Genomic DNA, 18,086 nt, shown 5'->3' on the forward strand with positions numbered 1-18,086 from the left:
GTACCAGCCTGGAGGCTCAAGGTGACGCGCATCAGCTGCGGAGGGCGGCCATGACTTCCGTCCTCGTCTGCGACGACTCCCCGCTTGCCCGAGAGGCGCTCCGCCGCGCGGTCGCGACCGTGCCCGGTGTCGAGCGCGTGACGACGGCGGCCAACGGCGAGGAAGTCCTCCGCCGCTGGGGTGCCGACCGCTCGGATCTGATTCTGATGGACGTACGCATGCCCGGTCTGGGCGGCGTCGAGACGGTCCGGCGTCTGCTGTCCGCCGACCCGGGAGCGCGCATCATCATGCTCACCGTCGCCGAGGACCTCGACGGTGTGGCGCTCGCGGTGGCCGCGGGTGCGCGTGGCTACCTGCACAAGGACGCCTCCCGCGCGGAGCTGCGCGCCACGGTGACGCAGGCGCTTGCCGACCCGACCTGGCGGCTCGCCCCGCGCCGGCTGCGCTCGGCAGAGATGGGCGCCGCGCCCACGCTCACCGCGCGTGAGATCCAGGTGCTCGAAGGCATGAGTCACGGCCGCTCCAACGCCGAGATCGGCCGCGAGCTCTTCCTCTCCGAGGACACCGTCAAGACCCACGCGCGCCGGCTCTTCAAAAAGCTCGGTGCCTCGGACCGGGCCCACGCGGTGGCGCTCGGGTTCCGGTGGGGCCTCGTGCGCTAGGGCCCGCCCTTCGGGCCGGGCCGGATGCGGTGCGCGGCACCGAGCGCAGCCCGGCGAACGGGGACACACGGACGCCCCCGCCCCGGATGCGGGCACGGGCGGCGCCGGGAGCGCGTGGGGGCCACGGGCACGCGGTGACGCGGGTGTGCTCCGCGCGGCGCGCCCCGATGCGGCTGCGTACCGCGCTGTGCACGTCGATGCGGGTGCGGATGCCATGCGGGGGCGTCCGCACGCTGGAGTGCTGCGGTTGCCCGTCGGCCATGTGGGCGCCGCCACCGCGCGGGTGTGCGGATGTCCCGCCCATCAGGCGACACGGCGGCCGGGCTGCTCCCGGCGCAAGGCAAGGCGTTTGGGTGCCAGCTGGCCACGGCGCCCGTGGCGTGCCGGTGCCACGCGCTCATGACGCTACCCGGGGCAGCTTCGCGCATACGTGTGTCGCCGTACGGCATCTGCCTTCGCGCGGGGGAGCCGAAGGCGGCGGGTCCTCGCGCGGGGAGCCAGAATGCGGCGGTCCCTCACGGGAGGGAGCCCAAGGCGACGGTCCGTCGCGCGGGGGAATTGAAGGCGGTGGACCCTCGCGCGGGGGAGCGCAAGGCTGCGGTCCGTCACGCGGGGGAGCCGAAGGCGGTGGACAGGCATCCCGCGCGGTGCCGTACCGGTGGCCCGGGCCCGCGTGTCGTGCCGCCCCGTGCGGCCGGACGCCGGGCCGACGAGGGCGTACGACATGCCCCGGGGCGGCCGCGTACTCCGCGGGACGGGTCTCCGGGGCGGCGGCGTGCTCCGCGGGACATGCCCCGGGGAAGGCGGCGTACTCCGCGGGACAGAGGCCCCCGGGCGGCCGGGGTGCTCCGCGGGACAGGGCCCCCGGGCGGCCGTATGTTCCGCGGGACAGGGCCCCGGCGGCATCGCACTCCGCGGCACAGGTCCCCAGAACGGCCGCGCACTCCGCAGGCAACCACCCCGAAAACCCGGTCCACCAGGGCGTCTCCGGTGGCCGGAAGAGGCCCGCTGCTTGTTTCGCCGTGGATGCCGCATCCTTGAGGTGTGGAGTTCCTCGCGGACGAGTCGGTCGAGCGGAAGGGGAGGGCGCAGGGTATGACTTCCGGCGCACCTGCTCATAACGCTTCGGTGCACAACAAGGGACACGGTGCCGCGGACCCGACGTCCGCAAGGCACCATGGACCGATGCGCGACGACGAGGCGGGCACTGCCCAAGGGGCGATCGGTGCGCTCGTCCATCGCGCTGTCGACGGAGACGAGCAGGCCACGCACGACCTGCTCGCCCATGTCCATCCCCTCGCGCTGCGCTACTGCCGTACGCGTCTGTCCCGGCTGCCGGGCGACGCCCGGCATTTCGTGGAGGACCTCGCGCAGGAGGTCTGCGTCGCGGTGCTTCTCGCACTGCCCCGCTACAAGGACACCGGGCGGCCCTTCGAGGCGTTCATCTTCGCCATCGCCTCCCACAAGGTCGCCGACCTCCAGCGCGCGGCGATGCGGCACCCTGGTTCGACCGCCGTGCCCTCCGACGAGATGCCCGAGCGGCCCGACGACTCCCTCGGCCCCGAGGAGCGCGCCCTGCTCAGCAGCGACGCCGAGTGGGCCAAGAAGCTGCTGGCCAGCCTGCCCGAGAACCAGCGCGAGCTGATCCTGCTGCGCATCGCCGTGGGCCTCACGGCGGAGGAGACTGGACAGATGTTGGGAATGTCACCCGGCGCCGTCCGCGTGGCCCAGCACCGCGCGCTGAGCAGGCTGCGCGCCCTGGCGGAGCAGTAACAACCCCGCCACCGCGCGTCCCCTTCGGCGTACAACGCCATATGAACGGACGATCAACCGTTCCCGTACAAACATACGAAGCCGGGAGCCGTGCCGGACCGTGGAATGAGACATCTCCGCTTCCCGTTAGCATGGACATCCGCACCGATCAAGGCCATTTGGGGAAGGTGTCATGACTGCCAACGTCGACGGAGTGCCCGGTAAATTCGCGACACTCGGGCTGACCTACGACGACGTGCTGTTGCTGCCGGGCGCGTCCGACATGGCGCCCGATGAGATCGACACCGCCTCGTACGTCTCCAAGAACGTGCGGGTCAACATCCCGCTGCTGTCCGCCGCCATGGACAAGGTGACCGAGTCCCGCATGGCCATCGCGATGGCCCGCCAGGGCGGCGTCGGTGTCCTGCACCGCAACCTGTCCATCGAGGACCAGGCCAACCAGGTCGATCTGGTGAAGCGGTCCGAATCCGGCATGGTCACCGACCCCATCACCATCCACCCGGACGCCACGCTCGCCGAGGCCGACGCCCTGTGCGCCAAGTTCCGCATCAGCGGCGTCCCGGTCACCGACGGCAACAAGAAGCTGCTCGGCATCGTCACCAACCGGGACATGGCCTTCGAGACCGACCGCTCCCGTCAGGTGCGCGAGGTCATGACGCCGATGCCGCTGGTCACGGGCAAGGTCGGCATCTCCGGCCCGGAGGCCATGGAGCTGCTGCGCCGCCACAAGATCGAGAAGCTTCCGCTCGTCGACGACCACGGCGTCCTCAAGGGCCTGATCACGGTCAAGGACTTCGTGAAGGCGGAGAAGTACCCCAACGCCGCCAAGGACGGCGAGGGGCGCCTGCTGGTCGGCGCCGCGGTCGGTGTCGCCGGTGACGCGTTCGAGCGTGCCCAGGCCCTCATCGAGGCGGGCGTCGACTTCATCGTCGTCGACACCGCGCACGGCCACTCCCGTCTCGTCGGCGACATGGTCGCCAAGATCAAGTCGAACTCGGCCGGCGTCGACGTCATCGGCGGCAACATCGCCACGCGCGACGGTGCGAAGGCCCTGGTCGACGCGGGCTGCGACGGCATCAAGGTCGGTGTCGGCCCCGGCTCCATCTGCACCACCCGCGTGGTGGCCGGCGTCGGCGTCCCGCAGGTCACGGCGATCTACGAGGCCGCGCTGGCCGCCAAGGAGGCCGGCGTGCCGGTCATCGGCGACGGCGGCCTGCAGTACTCCGGTGACATCGCCAAGGCCCTCGTCGCGGGCGCCGACACGGTGATGCTGGGCTCGCTGCTCGCGGGCTGCGAGGAGTCCCCGGGCGAGCTGATGTTCATCAACGGCAAGCAGTTCAAGTCGTACCGCGGCATGGGCTCGCTCGGCGCCATGCAGACGCGCGGCGACCGCCGGTCCTTCTCCAAGGACCGCTACTTCCAGGAGGGCGTCGCCTCCGACGAGCAGCTCGTGCCCGAGGGCATCGAGGGCCAGGTGCCCTACCGGGGCCCGCTCTCCTCGGTCGTCCACCAGCTGGTCGGCGGCCTGCGCCAGTCGATGTTCTACGTCGGCGGCCGCACCGTGCCCGAACTGCAGGACAACGGCCGCTTCGTGCGGATCACCTCCGCCGGCCTCAAGGAGAGCCACCCGCACGACATCCAGATGACGGTCGAGGCACCGAACTACAGCCGCAAGTAGACGGCGGGCTTCCCGAGGGCGGCTCCGGAGCATCCGGGGCCGCCCTCGCCGTACAGTTCGGTGCGGTGGGCGCCGCGGCCGTGCGGGATACTGGAAGGCGCTCCAACGCAACAGGGAAAGGCCACAGACGTGACTGAGATCGAGATCGGGCGCGGCAAGCGCGGCCGCCGGGCGTACGCCTTCGACGACATCGCCGTCGTCCCCAGCCGCCGTACGCGGGACCCGAAGGAGGTCTCGATCGCCTGGCAGATTGACGCCTACCGCTTCGAGCTGCCGTTCCTGGCCGCTCCCATGGACTCGGTCGTCTCGCCGGCCACGGCGATCCGCATCGGTGAGCTCGGCGGCCTCGGCGTGCTGAACCTCGAGGGCCTGTGGACGCGGTACGAGGACCCGCAGCCGCTGCTGGACGAGATCGTCGGCCTGCCCGCAGAGACGGCCACCCGCCGCCTTCAGGAGATCTACGCCGCGCCTATCAAGGAGGAGCTGATCGGGCAGCGCATCAAGGAGGTGCGCGACTCGGGCGTGGTCACCGCCGCCGCGCTCTCCCCGCAGCGCACCGCCCAGTTCTCCAAGGCCGTCGTCGACGCGGGCGTGGACATCTTCGTCATCCGCGGCACCACGGTCTCTGCCGAGCACGTCTCCGGCTCGCACGAGCCGCTGAACCTGAAGCAGTTCATCTACGAGCTCGACGTCCCGGTGATCGTCGGCGGCTGCGCCACCTACACGGCCGCCCTGCACCTGATGCGCACCGGCGCGGCGGGCGTCCTGGTCGGCTTCGGCGGCGGCGCCGCGCACACCACGCGCAACGTGCTGGGCATCCAGGTGCCCATGGCCACCGCGGTCGCCGACGTGGCCGCCGCCCGCCGTGACTACATGGACGAGTCCGGCGGCCGGTATGTGCACGTCATCGCGGACGGTGGGGTCGGCTGGTCCGGCGACCTGCCCAAGGCGATCGCCTGCGGCGCGGACTCCGTGATGATGGGCTCCCCGCTGGCCCGCGCGACGGACGGTCCGGGCCGGGGCAACCACTGGGGCATGGAGGCCGTCAACGAGGAGCTGCCGCGCGGCCAGAAGGTCGACCTCGGCACGGTGGGCACGCTGGAGGAGATCCTCACCGGCCCGTCCCACACCCCCGACGGCTCGATGAACCTCTTCGGCGCGCTGCGCCGCGCGATGGCCACGACCGGTTACAGCGAGCTGAAGGAGTTCCAGCGCGTCGAGGTGACGGTGGCGGACTCGCAGCACCGACGGTAACCGCTGCGCAAGCCTCTTACGGCACAGGCGCGAGCCTCTCATGGCACAGGGAAGGGGCCGACCACCCTTCCAGGTGACCGGCCCCTTCCCTGTGCCTGGAGGGGGCTTCATGGCCGCCCGGCGTGGTTCCGCTGTGCCCACCCGTTCCGCCCTGCGGAACGACTGCCGACAGCGGCGGGGGCAGCGGGAGGGCCCGTGGCGATGTCCATCCGATTCGTCCGCGCGCCCCCTCACAACCGGTGCGCCGCCCCCGTGGGTGTCGCCCCGCGTGTGTCCAGCATCAGCTGGGCCTTCACCGACAGCCCCTGAAGGTCGTACGTACGGTGCTGCTGGAGCAGGATCGTCAGGTCGGCCTCCGCGGCGGCCTCGTAGAGGGAGTCCGCGCGGGGGACGGGCCGGTCGAGGACGTTCCAGGACGGCACGTGGGGGTCGTGGTAGCTGACCGCGGCGCCCAGGTCCATCAGGCGGACCGCGATCTCCTGGGCCGGGCTGCCCTGCTGGTCGGCGAGGTCGGCCTTGTAGGTGACCCCCAGGAGCAGCACGCGTGCGCCGCGCGCGGACTTGCCGTGCTCGTTGAGGAGGGCGGCGGCGCGCTGCACGACGTAGCGCGGCATACGGCCGTTGACCTCCTGGGCGAGTTCCGCCATGCGCAGGGTGCGGCCCGCGTGGGCGGTCAGGTCCTGGGGGCAGGCGTGGCCGCCGACGCCGGGACCGGGGCGGAAGGCGTGGAAGCCGAACGGCTTGGTCTCCGCGCAGCGCAGGACGTCCCACAGGTCGATGCCCAGATCGTGGCAGAGAGTGGCCATCTCATTGACGAGGGCGATGTTGACGTGCCGGAAGTTGGTTTCCAGAAGCTGGACGGTCTCCGCTTCGCGTGTGCCCCGCGCGCGCACCACCTTGTCGGTGATGCGGCCGTAGAAGGCCGCGGCCGACTCCGTGCAGGCGGGGGTCAGGCCCCCGATCACCTTCGGGGTGTTGGCGGGGGTGAAGTCACGGTTACCGGGGTCGACGCGGCTGGGGGCGTGGGCGAGGTGGAAATCGCGCCCCGCGCGGAGACCCGATCCCGACTCGAGGAGGCGCAACAGCGGCCCCTCCGTCGTCCCGGGCGGCACGGGGGACTCGAGGATCACCGTGGTGTGCGGACGCAGCCGCGCGGCGAGTGTGCGCGCGGCCCTCTCGATCTGGCCGAGATCCAGCCCGCCGTCCGCCCCGCGCGGGGTCGGGGCGCAGATGACGGCGGTGCGCACCCGGCCCAGTTCGGTGGGGTTGGCCGTGACCCGGAAGCCCTGCGCCAGCATGCGGCGCTGTTCGGCGGCGCTGAGGGAACCCGCCTCGGGGCCCGTCCGGTAACCGATGGTGGAGATGCCGGCGGCGACGGCCGCCTGCGCCAGCGGCAGTCCGTACGGGCCGAGTCCGATGACGGCGAGATCTGCGGGCATGGCGTGGGCCGTCCTTCCCAATAACCGGAGTGCGACAGGTGCGCAAGCGCTGTGGACTGGACAGGCGAGCGCAATGTCAGACTAGGAGTAAATATGACCGATATGCGGGATTGATCGACTGGTTTTCGGTGAGTCGTTCCGCAGGGGTTGTCCACAGGCTCGGGGCGTGTGGTGGCTGAAGTCGGGCAGGCCAGTCAGAATTTGGGCATGAGGGTGGGAGACCGGGCTTCGCCGGACGGGTGCGGCCGACGCGACCGATGAGCGGGAGGCAGCGGTGAGGACAGCGACACTGGGGCCGGCGCAGCGCGCCGAATCACTCGCATCCATGGCCGAGCACGAACTGGACGTGCTCGTGGTGGGCGGTGGCGTGGTGGGCGCGGGGACGGCGCTCGACGCCGTGACGCGCGGCCTGTCCACGGGCCTGGTCGAGGCGCGTGACTGGGCTTCGGGCACCTCCAGCAGGTCCAGCAAACTGATACACGGTGGCCTGCGCTATCTGGAGATGCTCGACTTCGGCCTCGTGCGGGAGGCATTGAAGGAACGCGGCCTGCTGCTGGAGAAGCTGGCCCCGCACCTCGTGCGGCCGGTGCCCTTCCTGTACCCGTTGCAGCACAAGGGCTGGGAGCGGCTGTACGCGGGGACGGGCGTCGCGCTCTACGACGCCATGGCCATGACCCACGTGCACGGCAGGGGCCTGCCCACGCACCGCCACCTGACCCATCGGCGCGCCCTGCGGGTGGCGCCCTGCCTGAAGAAGGACGCTCTGGTCGGGGCCCTGCAGTACTACGACGCCCAAGTGGACGACGCCCGCTTCGTGGCGACTCTCGTTCGCACGGCCGCGGCATACGGCGCGAAGACCGCCAACCGCGCCCGGGTGACCGGTTTCCTGCGTGAGGGCGAGCGGGTGGTCGGCGCCCGGGTGCAGGACGTCGAGGGCGGCGGCGAGTACGAGGTCCGCGCCAAGCAGGTGGTCAACGCCACCGGAGTGTGGACCGACGACACCCAGGCGATGGTCGGCGAGCGGGGACAGATCCACGTCCGGGCCTCCAAGGGCATCCACCTGGTTGTCCCCAAGGACCGCATCCACTCCACGACCGGGCTCATCCTGCGCACCGAGAAGTCCGTGCTGTTCGTCATACCCTGGGGCCGGCACTGGATCATCGGCACCACGGACACCGAATGGAACCTCGACAAGGCCCACCCGGCCGCCTCGAGCGCCGACATCGACTATCTGCTCGATCATGTGAACTCGGTCCTCGCGGTGCCACTGACGAGGGATGACGTCGAGGGCGTGTACGCCGGTCTTCGGCCGCTGCTCGCCGGCGAGTCGGACGCCACGAGCAAGCTGTCCCGCGAGCACACGGTGGCCCACTCTGTGCCGGGGCTGGTCGTGGTGGCGGGCGGCAAGTACACGACGTACCGCGTGATGGCCAAGGACGCGGTGGACGCGGCGGTGCACGGGCTGGACATGCGCGTCGCCGACTGTGTCACCGAGGACACACCTCTGGTGGGCGCCGAAGGCTATCGCGCGCTGTGGAACTGGCGGGCCCGGACGGCCGCGCGCACCGGACTGCACCCGGTGCGGGTGGAGCACCTGCTGCAGCGGTACGGCGCGCTGTCGGAGGAGGTCCTGGACCTCATCACCTCCGATCCCTCGCTGGGCGAGCCGCTGGAGGCCGCCGACGACTATCTGCGCGCCGAGATCACCTATGCCGCCTCGCACGAAGGGGCGCGGCATCTTGACGACGTACTGACCCGGCGTACCCGCATATCGATCGAGACGTTCGACCGGGGCACGCGCAGCGCACGGGAGGCGGCCGAACTGATGGCGCCGGTGCTGGGCTGGGACCAGGGTCAGATCGAGCGCGAGGTGCAGCACTACGAGAAGCGGGTGGAGGCCGAGCGGGAGTCCCAGCGGCAGCCCGACGACCTGACGGCGGACGCGGCACGGCTGGGCGCGCCTGACATCGTGCCGCTGTAGTCGGCGAAGCCCTGCGGCCCTCTGCACGAGGGAGGCCGGTGTGGGCACCGCACGAGGGCAGTGGGTGAGGGCACGCACTAGGGAGGCCAGCGCGGAAACGGCGCGAGAGAAGCCGGCGGGGGCACGGCACGAGGGCAGTAGGTGCGGTCACCGCACGAAGCCGCGCCCCGAATCACTCGAACGGGTGACCGGGGCTGGGATCCTCGTTCGGAGCCCGCTCGTTCTACTCGGTGCCAGGGCAGAACTCGGCCGCGAGCACCGCGGACTCGAGACCGGGATCCGCCAACGCATCCGTGTTCACCCGGAAGGTGAGGACACGTCGGCCGTCGACCGTGGCTGCGGTGCGCACGTAGCTGCCGGAGATCCGACCGTTGTGCCCCCACACCGTGGTGCCGCACGGAAGCGTCACGGGAAGCAGGCCCATGCCGTACGAGCCGTGTGCGGTACGGGTGTCGAGCATCTCGCGCAGCCGGCGCGGGGGCAGCAGTTCACCGCCGAGCAGGGCCGAGTAGAAGCGGTCCAGATCGGCGAGCGTGGTCACCAGTTCGCCCGCGGCCCCGGCCACCCGCGGGTCGAGCCGGGTGACGTCGGTTCCGTCGGCGGCGTAGGAGCGGCCGTGCGGCGGGGGCAAGGAGGTGCGGGAACCGGGGAAGGAGGTGCCGGTCAGTCCCAGTGGAGTGATGACGCGGCGCTCGGTCTCGTCGGCGTACGAGCGGCCGGTGACCTGTTCGACGATCAGGCCGAGCAGGACGTAGTTGGTGTTCGAATAGGAGAAGCGGCCGCGGTCGGCCGGGGGGTGGGTGAGTGCGATGCGTACGGCTTGAAGAGGCGTCACCGGAAGGGCGCCCCGCGTGTCCGCGGTGAAGTCGGGGAGTCCGCTGGTGTGGGTGAGCAGGGACCGCAGGGTCAGCGCGCGGCCGTCGTTGCCGGCTCCCCGCACCAGGCCGGGCAGATGCTCCTCGACGGTGTCGGACAGCGACAGGCGGTCCTCCTCGGCCAGTTGCAGCACGACCGTGGCGATGAACGTCTTCGTGATGCTGCCCGCGCGGAAGTGGTCGGCACGCTCGATGCCCGGGCCGGCGTGGGCATAGCGCGGGCCGGTCCGCTCCAGGGCCAGCAGGGCCGCCGCGGGGGCGCCACCCCGCGTGACCAGCAGCGGAAGGAGCGCGTCCGCAGACGGGACGGCTGAGGCGGAGGAGGCGGCCGGGACCGGCGCGAGCAGGGCCAGGGACACAGCAACGGCCAGTAGAGTCCGAAGCGGCGGCATCCCGGTTCCTTTCTTGTCGGGGCCCATCATGCAGGGCGGCGGAAGGCGTCCTTCACCCGGGTTCCGCGGGCGCCGGCCCCGAGGTGCCGCCAGAGGCACCCTGGGCGTAGAGCACTTGTCGGGTGAGGGACAATGAAGGCTCTGTCAGGGCGGGTTGCATGAGGGGACGCATGTCGGAGGCGGATCGGGCGGGGACACCCCGTCAGGACAGGAGCGCACGTCTCCTCGCCGGGCGGTACCGGCTGGGAGATGTGCTCGGCCGCGGCGGCATGGGGACGGTCTGGCGTGCCCAGGACGAAACCCTGGGAAGAACCGTCGCCGTCAAGGAACTTCGCTTCCCGTCGAGCATCGACGAGGAGGAGAAGCGGCGGCTCATCACGCGCACGTTGCGTGAGGCCAAGGCCATCGCGCGGATCCGCAACAACAGCGCCGTGACCGTCTTCGACGTGGTGCAGGAGGACGACCGGCCCTGGATCGTGATGGAGCTCGTCGAGGGCAAGTCGCTCGCCGAGGCCATCCGGGAGGACGGTCTGCTGGAACCGCGGCGTGCCGCCGAGGTCGGGCTCGCGGTGCTCGACGTGCTGCGTTCCGCGCACCGGGAGGGCATTCTGCACCGCGACGTGAAGCCGTCGAACGTGCTGATCGCCGACGACGGCCGGGTCGTGCTCACCGACTTCGGCATCGCCCAGGTCGAGGGCGACCCGTCCATCACATCGACCGGCATGCTGGTCGGCGCCCCCTCCTACATCTCCCCGGAGCGGGCACGCGGGCACAAGCCGGGGCCGGCGGCCGACCTCTGGTCGCTGGGCGGCCTGCTGTACGCGGCGGTGGAGGGCACCCCGCCGTACGACAAGGGGTCCGCGATCGCGACGCTCACGGCGGTGATGACCGAGCCGCTCGAGGAGCCCAAGAACGCCGGACCGCTCAGGGACGTCATCCACGGGCTGCTCACCAAGGATCCCGCCCAGCGGCTCGACGACAGTGGCGCCCGGGCCATGCTGAACGCGGTCATCCACGCGCCCGGGCACCGGGAGGACGACCCGGAGCCGGCGGACGCGACGAAGGTCGTGCCCCTGCCCGAGCAGCCCGGCGAGCGCGGCACCCGGAGCAAGCGGAGCGAGGAGGCCGGGGAGAAGCTGCGGGGCGCGTTGCGTTCCGTGCGCAAGGCAGCGGTGGCGGCGGGGTCGGCCGGCGCCGCAGCGGCGGCCCGCGCCAAGTCACCGGGCGGCACCGCCGCTTCGGCGTCCAACGCCGACGCCGGGACCTCGGCCGCCGGGACGTCCGGAGCACCGGCCGGCGCGCCGGCCTCCGCCACCGCCTCCGGACCTGCCTCCGCGTCGGGGACCGGGCGGCAAGAGCTGTCGTCCGGCGGACGCAGCTCGGGGTGGCCGGTGATGACACCGCCGGATCTGCCGCCCAGACCCGTGCCGCGGGCGTCGCTCACCGATGTGGTGCCGCGGCGGACGCTGGTCGTCATCGCGGTGGTCGTGGCACTCGCCGTGCTCGGCGCCGTACTGACCGTCGTGCTCAGCGGCGGTGACGACGAGGGCGACAAGGGCGCCAAGGCGGGCGGGGGCGACCGCACCGCCACCAGTGAAACCTTCGGCGCCGACACCAAGGGCGACGAGAACGGCGGCACCCGCACCGACGGCAAGGAGTCCGGACCGGCGGAGAAGGAAACGGCACCGGGTGCCGGGGAGAACGGCGCGGGCGCCGGCGGAACGGCGGAACCGTCCGGGAACCGCGGTGGCACATCGGCCACGCAGACGCACCAGGGGAGCCAGGGGTACTCGATCGGACTGCCCGAAGGGTGGAAGTTCCAGTCGTCGGGGGCGGCCGGTGACCGGTTCACCGGGCCCGGCGGGCAGAAGCTGCTGATCGGCTGGACGACCGCGCCGAAGGACGACCCGGTGGCCGACTGGAAGAACCAGGAGCGCGCCATGGTGCGAGCTCAGTACAAGCGGATCCGTATCGAGTCGGTGGATTACCGGGGCTGGAACACGGCCGACTGGGAGTTCACCTATGTGGAGGGCGGGACCACGTACCGCTCCATCGACCGGGGAACCGTCGTCGGCGACCGTCTCGGATACGGGCTGATGTACACGGCCAAGGCCGCCAAGTGGGGCAGCGAGCAGCGCAAGGACACCTGGCGGACACTGACACGGACGTTCCGGCCGAAGTCCTGAGCATGAGCGGTTCCCGGAATGGGGAGTCAGATGTGACATCCCCTCTCTGCGGGCTGCCTCCGGCACGTATCGTGAATGCTTGCGGACCGTACGAAGCCGGAACGACCCGCAGGGCGAGCGGAACTGACCGACCGTAGTGCCGGGGGAGGCAATGTGGACGACTACGCGGGACGGGTTCTCGCCGACCGCTACCGCCTGCCGCTGCCGCCCTCCGACGAGTACGAACTGACCGAGACCCGCGCCTTCGACACCTACAGCGGGCAGGAGGTCCTGGTCAGGCAGGTTCCGCTGCCGGAGGTCGTCGAGGCCGAAGTGCTGGACGCCGAAGGGCTGCCCGACGGATTCACCGCACGTGACGGGACCGCACGGCATGGCGGGGCCGGGCCGGCGCGGACCGGGACGCGGCGCCCCACCGACCCGGTGGTACGGCGTGCCGTCGAGGCCGCGCAGGCGGCCGCCGCCCTTCCCGACCACCCGCGCCTGGACCAGGTCTTCGATGTCTTCGCCGAGGGCGGTTCGCTGTGGATCGTCAGTGAGCTCGTCCCCGCACGTCCGCTGGCCGCACTGCTCGCCGAGAAACCGCTGTCCCCCTACCGGGCGGCGGAGGTCGCCTCCGACGTGCTGACGGCCCTGCGCGTGCTGCACTCCCACGGCTGGGTGCACCGCAACATCACCGCGCGCACGGTCCTCGTCTGCGACGACGGCCGGGTCATGCTCACCGGTCTCGCCGTCGGGGCGGCCGAGGAGGCACTGTGCGGCTACGACCCGGTGCCGGAACGGGACGAGGACGACGAGGACACCGATCCGGGCCAGGGCACGGAAGCACCGGGGGCGCCGGGACCATCCGGACGGGGGCGTGGCCCCGCCTGGCCGCCCGGGTTCACCGCCGACACCGGCCCAGGCCCCGGCTTCGATCCGGACGCCGCGCGCAGGGCCGCCATCGAGGCACGGGCCGGCCGGTTGCCCGGCGGCGGGGCGGACGCCCCGGGCGGTCTCACGCCCGCCGCGGCCCCGAGGGCGCTTGACAGCGCGGGGGATGTGCGGGCGGCCCGTGCGGGGGCCATCGCCGCCTACCGGGCCGGTGCCCGTGCCGCCGCCCGGGTGCAGGAGGCCCAGCAGAGCAACCGCGCCGCCCTGCCCGGAGCCCGGTCCGCCCCCGAGAGCGAGGGAGCGGCGCCCGCCGCGGCCCTGCCCGGACAGATAGCCGACCCCTACGGCGTCGGCGCCACCGCATGGAACGGTGCCCCACCCAGCACCGCCCCCCGCGAAGCCACGGGACCCACCGGACCCGGCGCCCTGGAAGCAGCGGCTGTCCCCGGGGCGTCCGCCCCGCCCGCACGCTGGGACGACCTCGTGGCGCACGCCCCCGCGCGCCGGGGCCCGACCACCGCGCTGGCCGCCGAGCGGGCGCGGCAGGCGCGGATGGCCGTCGTCGGTCCCGTGACCGAGCGATGGGCGCCGGAGCAGGCCGGCCCCGTGCACGACAACTGGCAGCTGGCCGCGCCGATCGGGCCCGCCACCGACCTGTGGGCGCTGGGCTCACTGCTGTTCAGGGCCGTCCAGGGGCACGCCCCCTACCCGGAGGAGTCCACGGCCGAGCTGGTGCAGATGGTGTGCGCCGAGCCGCCCGCCTTCGCCGAGGAGTGTGGGCCGCTTCGCCCGGTCGTGGAGTCGCTGCTGCGTCAGGACCCCACCGAGCGCCCCGACTTCGAGGAACTGCGTGGCTGGCTGCGGTCGCTGGTGCGGTCGGCGCCCGAGCCCGAGGCCGGTGTACACGTGATAGCGGCACCCCCCGCCGCCGACACCAGCCGGCTGCCGATCATACGGCGCCGGGGCGAGCTGGTGCGCAGGCGACGGGCCGCGCTGCCCGCCCACCACGGGCGGCACAAGCGGGCCAAACCGGAGACCGGGTCCCCGCGCCGGCTCGGCCGCACCCTGCTTCTGCTGATACTCCTTGCCATGGCGGCGGCCATCGCCTACGCGATGCTGTTCATGCCCAAGGCCGGTGAGCAGGACGCGGGGACGGGATCCGCCGCCCGCACCGGCGCCGCGGACAGGGCGGCCGCCGCACCGAGCGAGCCGGGGACGGACAAGGAAGCGCCGAAGCCTGCGGACAGCCCCAAGAACAGCCCCGGAAACAGCCCCGAGGAGTCAACGGCCTCCAACGAGACCCAGACGACCGGCCCCGAAGTCCCCGAAGGCTTCACCCTGCGCAAGGACCCCGAAGGCTTCAGCGTCGCCGTCGCCGAGAACTGGCAGCGCACCGCGAAGAACGGCAGCGGCCAGGTCGTCTACTCCCGCGGCGACTTCGAGCTCATCGTCGTACCCGGCCGGGACAGCGCCGACCGGTACGGCAGCGACCCGATGGCCTACCAGCGGGACGACCAGCGCGAGCTCCAGCCCTACCGCGACTCCAGCTGGGCCACCTCCACCGGCCTCAAGACCATCGAGGTGGGCGGACGGACCATGGCCGAGGGCCAGTTCACCTGGACCGGCGACGCGGGCGAGCTGTACGTGCGCAATCTCGCGGCGCTGATCGACGGGCGCTACCACGTCGTCCAGGTGCGCGGACCGGAAGCACAACGGGACGAGGTGACACGGCTGTACGAGCAGGCGGCGACGACCTACCGGTACCCGGGCTGAACCGCGCACGGGTGCAGGCGTTTTGGTTGCTTTCCGGGCCCGGACAGCGACATCCATCACAGTGCGGTCTCCATGGCACGCCGTCGGTTCCCAGGAAGGGCGGGGCTACCTACTCTGACCCTGTCAAGACCATTGCGGGGCAACGTGAATCAGATGCAGGGCTCGCTCGTCGCGGGCCGCTACCGGCTCGGGAACTCCATCGGGAGCGGTGGCATGGGCCGGGTGTGGCGCGCCCACGATGAGGTGCTGCACCGTGCGGTCGCCATCAAGGAACTCACCGCGGCACTCTACGTCTCCGACAGCGAACGGGCCAGGCTGCTGGCGCGCACCCGCGCGGAGGCGCGGGCGGCCGCGCGGATCAACCACTCCGCCGTCGTCACGGTGCACGACGTACTGGAGCACGACGGCCGTCCGTGGATCGTGATGGAGCTGGTCGAGGGGCACTCCCTCGCCGACGCGGTGAACGAGCAGGAGCGCGTCGATCCCCGCGAGGCCGCCCGCATCGGCCTGTGGGTGCTGCGCGCGCTGCGCGCCGCGCACACCGCCGGCGTACTGCACCGCGACGTCAAGCCCGGCAACGTTCTCCTCGCCCGGGACGGCCGGGTGCTGCTCACCGACTTCGGCATAGCCCAGATAGACGGCGATACGGCCATCACCCGCACCGGCGAAGTCGTCGGCTCGGTCGACTACTTGGCGCCCGAGCGGATCCGCGGCCACGACCCCGGCCCATCCTCCGACCTCTGGGCGCTCGGCGCGACGCTCTACACGGCGGTGGAGGGCCGGTCGCCGTTCCGCCGCACCTCGCCGCTGACGACCATGCAGGCCGTCGTCGAGGAGGAGGCCGACGAACTGCGATACGCCGGCCCGCTCGCGCCCGTCATCAGCGCACTTCTGCGCAAGGATCCGGCCACCCGGCCCGACGCAGCCCAGGCCGAGCAGCTGCTCGCCGAGGCCGCCGAGGGGCGCAGACCACAAGCGGCGCAGGCATACGTGCCCACCCAGGTCGTCGACGCCCCGGTGCCGTCGCCGTACCGGACCGGGCCGCAGACGGCACCCACGGCGGCGCAGGCGCCGTACCCGCAGGCCGGCGGCGCCACGGCCGCCCAGCCACCGTACGGGCCGCCCGCCGGCGCGCCGCGCCGGAAGATGCGTATGCGGGCCGTCGCCCTGGTGGTCGCCCTGGCCGCCGTCATCGGCGGCGGTACGGCGGTGGTGGTCCAGCAGTGGGACCGCGACGGCGGCGGCACCACGGCCGACCCGTACGGGACCGACCGGACGCCCAGTCCCGTGAAGTCGGGCGAGACCGAGAAGACGGGCGGTCTGCCCGAGGGCTGGGTGCGCCGTACCGACCCCCTCGGCTTCACCGTCGTGCTGCCCGGCGAGGACTGGGAGCGCGTGGTGTTCGACGAGGAGACCGGGCAGGTCGACTACACGCCCGACGGCGGCGAGCACTTCCTGCGCATCGCGGTCGACGACTCCCCGGACTTCGACGACCCGTACCAGCACCTGAGCGACCTGGACCAGCAGATCGGCGGGCGTCTGGTCGGCTACGAGCGGCTGGGACTGGAACGCCTCACCTACCGCGACCACGAGAGCGCACGGCTGGAGTACAGCTGGACCGCGCTGGCCAAGGACACGGAGTTCCCGGGCCCGCGCCGGGCGATCGACCAGATGTACATCGCGCGCGACGGCGTCGAGTACGCGCTCTACATGTCCTCGCCGGCCGCCGACTGGGGCACGACCCGCGAGCAGTTCCGGACGGTCCTGAAGGGGTGGCGCGAGCCCTGACGCCCGTGGCGTGGGCGTATGCGCGCCGCTTGGCCGAATCGCCGTACCGGAGCGGACACATCCGGTGGGGCATGATGGGCCCATGGTGACCGAGGGGGAGCCGGAGAACGGGACCGACCGGCACAGAGCCCGTGTCGTCGCGGGCCGGTACCGTCTGGATGCGAGGATCGGACGCGGCGGTATGGGCGTGGTCTGGCGGGCCACCGACCAACTGCTCGGCCGAGGCGTGGCCGTCAAGGAACTCCCCTTCGACGAGACGCTGTCCGCGGCCGAGGCCCGCCGTCGGCGGGACCGCACCCTGCGCGAGGCGCGCGCTCTCGCCCAGCTGAGCCACCCGAACATCATCGTCGTCCACGATGTGGTCGAGGACGACGAACGCCCGTACATCGTGCTGGAGTTGATCGAGGGGCCGTCCCTGGCCGACCGCATCGCCGAACAGGGCCCGGTCGACGCGGCGGAGGCCGCGCGGATCGGCGTGGACCTGCTCGGCGCGCTGCGCGCCGCCCACACATCGGGTGTGCTGCACCGGGACCTGAAGCCCGCCAACGTCCTGCTGGAGGACGGCACCGACCGGGTCCTCCTCACCGACTTCGGCATCGCCCAGCTGTCCGGCTCCACCACGCTCACCGAGAGTGGCTCCTTCGTGGGCTCCCCCGAATACACCGCGCCCGAGCGGATGTCGGGCGCGCGGACGGGGCCGGAGGCCGACCTCTGGTCGCTGGGCGCGCTGCTGTGTGCGGCGCTCAGCGGCGAGTCGCCGTTCCGCCGCGACTCCCTGAGCGGGGTGCTGCACGCGGTCGTGGTCGACGAGATCCGGCCGCCCGCCGAGGCCGCGCCGATCCTCCCCGTGGTCCGCGGTCTGCTGGAACGCGACCCGGACCGCCGGCTGGACGCGGACCGGGCCGAACGGATGCTGCGCGTGTTCCTCGCGACGGGCCGTACACCGGAGGCGGCGCCTCCGGAGCTGCTGCCCGCGGTCCGGGACCGGCCCCGCCGGCGGTTCCCGGCACGGCGGACGGGGACGGCGAGAACGGCGCCGGGCCTCCCCGAGGAGCGTCCTGTCCGGCGGCAGCCCACCAAGGGCGTGCTGGTGGCCGCGGTGGCGGTCGCCGCGATGGCGGGAGCGGGCGTGTCCGCGGCGGCGCTGCTCCTGCAGGACCGCGACGGCGACGGGGGCGGTACGCCGACGAGTACGGCGCCGGAGACACCCGCCGACTCATCGCCCGCCCCCGGGCCCCGGCCACCCACGACCTCCGTCCCCACGACCACGAGCCCGCAGCGGACGCTGCCGTCGGAGTCCGGCTCCAGGACAGCAGCCCCGACGACGGCAGCCCCGACGACGGCAGCCCCAACTACGGCGACCGCGACGACGGCCACCCCCTCGGTGTCGTATTCCTCACCAAGGACCGGCGCCA

Annotated in this window: 10 protein-coding genes and 1 pseudogene; 9 read left to right on the plus strand and 2 right to left on the minus strand. The window is 72.4% G+C overall.

The genetic code is table 11. From position 1 onward, the window contains the following. Nucleotides 1–50 precede the first annotated feature (50 nt). From AB0L56_RS01250 to AB0L56_RS01265, 4 genes are all read left to right on the plus strand, one after another. Nucleotides 51–662: a response regulator transcription factor gene (locus tag AB0L56_RS01250; RefSeq protein WP_003948568.1), complete on the plus strand. Its 612-nt coding sequence runs from the start codon at nucleotides 51–53 to the stop codon at nucleotides 660–662. A 1,185-nt stretch (nucleotides 663–1,847) separates the two neighbouring features. Beyond that, nucleotides 1,848–2,435 (plus strand): sigma-70 family RNA polymerase sigma factor, encoded by a 588-nt coding sequence (locus tag AB0L56_RS01255; protein WP_006130726.1) that lies wholly within the window; start codon nucleotides 1,848–1,850, stop codon nucleotides 2,433–2,435. A gap of 172 nt (nucleotides 2,436–2,607) precedes the next feature. Next, entirely contained in the window at nucleotides 2,608–4,113 is a 1,506-nt protein-coding gene (gene guaB, locus AB0L56_RS01260; protein WP_361021424.1) for an IMP dehydrogenase, read from the plus strand. Between the two features lie 129 nt (nucleotides 4,114–4,242). Then, entirely contained in the window at nucleotides 4,243–5,367 is a 1,125-nt protein-coding gene (locus AB0L56_RS01265; protein WP_361021427.1) for a GuaB3 family IMP dehydrogenase-related protein, read from the plus strand. Between the two features lie 230 nt (nucleotides 5,368–5,597). Here AB0L56_RS01265 and AB0L56_RS01270 read toward each other — a convergent pair whose 3' ends face one another. Next, a complete protein-coding gene (locus tag AB0L56_RS01270) occupies nucleotides 5,598–6,806 on the minus strand; it encodes a nucleotide sugar dehydrogenase (protein ID WP_365417603.1) in 1,209 nt (402 codons plus the stop codon). A 274-nt stretch (nucleotides 6,807–7,080) separates the two neighbouring features. Between AB0L56_RS01270 and AB0L56_RS01275 the strand changes: the two genes are divergently transcribed. Beyond that, a complete protein-coding gene (locus AB0L56_RS01275) occupies nucleotides 7,081–8,787 on the plus strand; it encodes a glycerol-3-phosphate dehydrogenase/oxidase (RefSeq protein WP_365417606.1) in 1,707 nt (568 codons plus the stop codon). Between the two features lie 223 nt (nucleotides 8,788–9,010). On the opposite strand, the gene AB0L56_RS01280 is transcribed toward AB0L56_RS01275, so the two are convergent. After that, nucleotides 9,011–10,054 (minus strand): serine hydrolase domain-containing protein, encoded by a 1,044-nt coding sequence (locus tag AB0L56_RS01280; protein ID WP_361021436.1) that lies wholly within the window; start codon nucleotides 10,052–10,054, stop codon nucleotides 9,011–9,013. A 170-nt stretch (nucleotides 10,055–10,224) separates the two neighbouring features. Between AB0L56_RS01280 and AB0L56_RS01285 the strand changes: the two genes are divergently transcribed. From AB0L56_RS01285 to AB0L56_RS01300, 4 genes and pseudogenes are all read left to right on the plus strand, one after another. Beyond that, nucleotides 10,225–12,240 carry a serine/threonine-protein kinase gene (locus AB0L56_RS01285; RefSeq protein ID WP_361021439.1) on the plus strand — a complete coding sequence of 672 codons (2,016 nt, stop codon included), beginning with the start codon at nucleotides 10,225–10,227 and terminating at the stop codon, nucleotides 12,238–12,240. A 153-nt stretch (nucleotides 12,241–12,393) separates the two neighbouring features. Then, complete coding sequence (locus AB0L56_RS01290) at nucleotides 12,394–14,883, plus strand: protein kinase (protein ID WP_365417609.1); 2,490 nt, start codon at nucleotides 12,394–12,396, stop codon at nucleotides 14,881–14,883. A gap of 153 nt (nucleotides 14,884–15,036) precedes the next feature. After that, on the plus strand, nucleotides 15,037–16,671 hold the full coding sequence (locus AB0L56_RS01295) for a protein kinase (RefSeq protein WP_365417612.1): 1,635 nt from the start codon (nucleotides 15,037–15,039) through the stop codon (nucleotides 16,669–16,671). Nucleotides 16,672–16,753: 82 nt separating this feature from the next. Beyond that, nucleotides 16,754–17,893, plus strand: a pseudogene (locus AB0L56_RS01300) (serine/threonine-protein kinase); the annotation flags it as partial. Nucleotides 17,894–18,086: the final 193 nt, after the last annotated feature.

The organism is Streptomyces sp. NPDC052079, from assembly GCF_040680275.1.
Taxonomy (GTDB): Bacteria; Actinomycetota; Actinomycetes; order Streptomycetales; family Streptomycetaceae; genus Streptomyces.

Coding starts and splice junctions, on each gene's coding strand:
- AB0L56_RS01250 (WP_003948568.1), top strand. CDS start 51: ATGACTTCCGTCCTCGTCTGCGACGACTCCCCGCTTGCCCGAGAGGCG.
- AB0L56_RS01255 (WP_006130726.1), top strand. CDS start 1,848: ATGCGCGACGACGAGGCGGGCACTGCCCAAGGGGCGATCGGTGCGCTC.
- guaB (WP_361021424.1), top strand. CDS start 2,608: ATGACTGCCAACGTCGACGGAGTGCCCGGTAAATTCGCGACACTCGGG.
- AB0L56_RS01270 (WP_365417603.1), bottom strand. CDS start 6,806: ATGCCCGCAGATCTCGCCGTCATCGGACTCGGCCCGTACGGACTGCCG.
- AB0L56_RS01280 (WP_361021436.1), bottom strand. CDS start 10,054: ATGCCGCCGCTTCGGACTCTACTGGCCGTTGCTGTGTCCCTGGCCCTG.
- AB0L56_RS01285 (WP_361021439.1), top strand. CDS start 10,225: ATGTCGGAGGCGGATCGGGCGGGGACACCCCGTCAGGACAGGAGCGCA.
- AB0L56_RS01295 (WP_365417612.1), top strand. CDS start 15,037: ATGCAGGGCTCGCTCGTCGCGGGCCGCTACCGGCTCGGGAACTCCATC.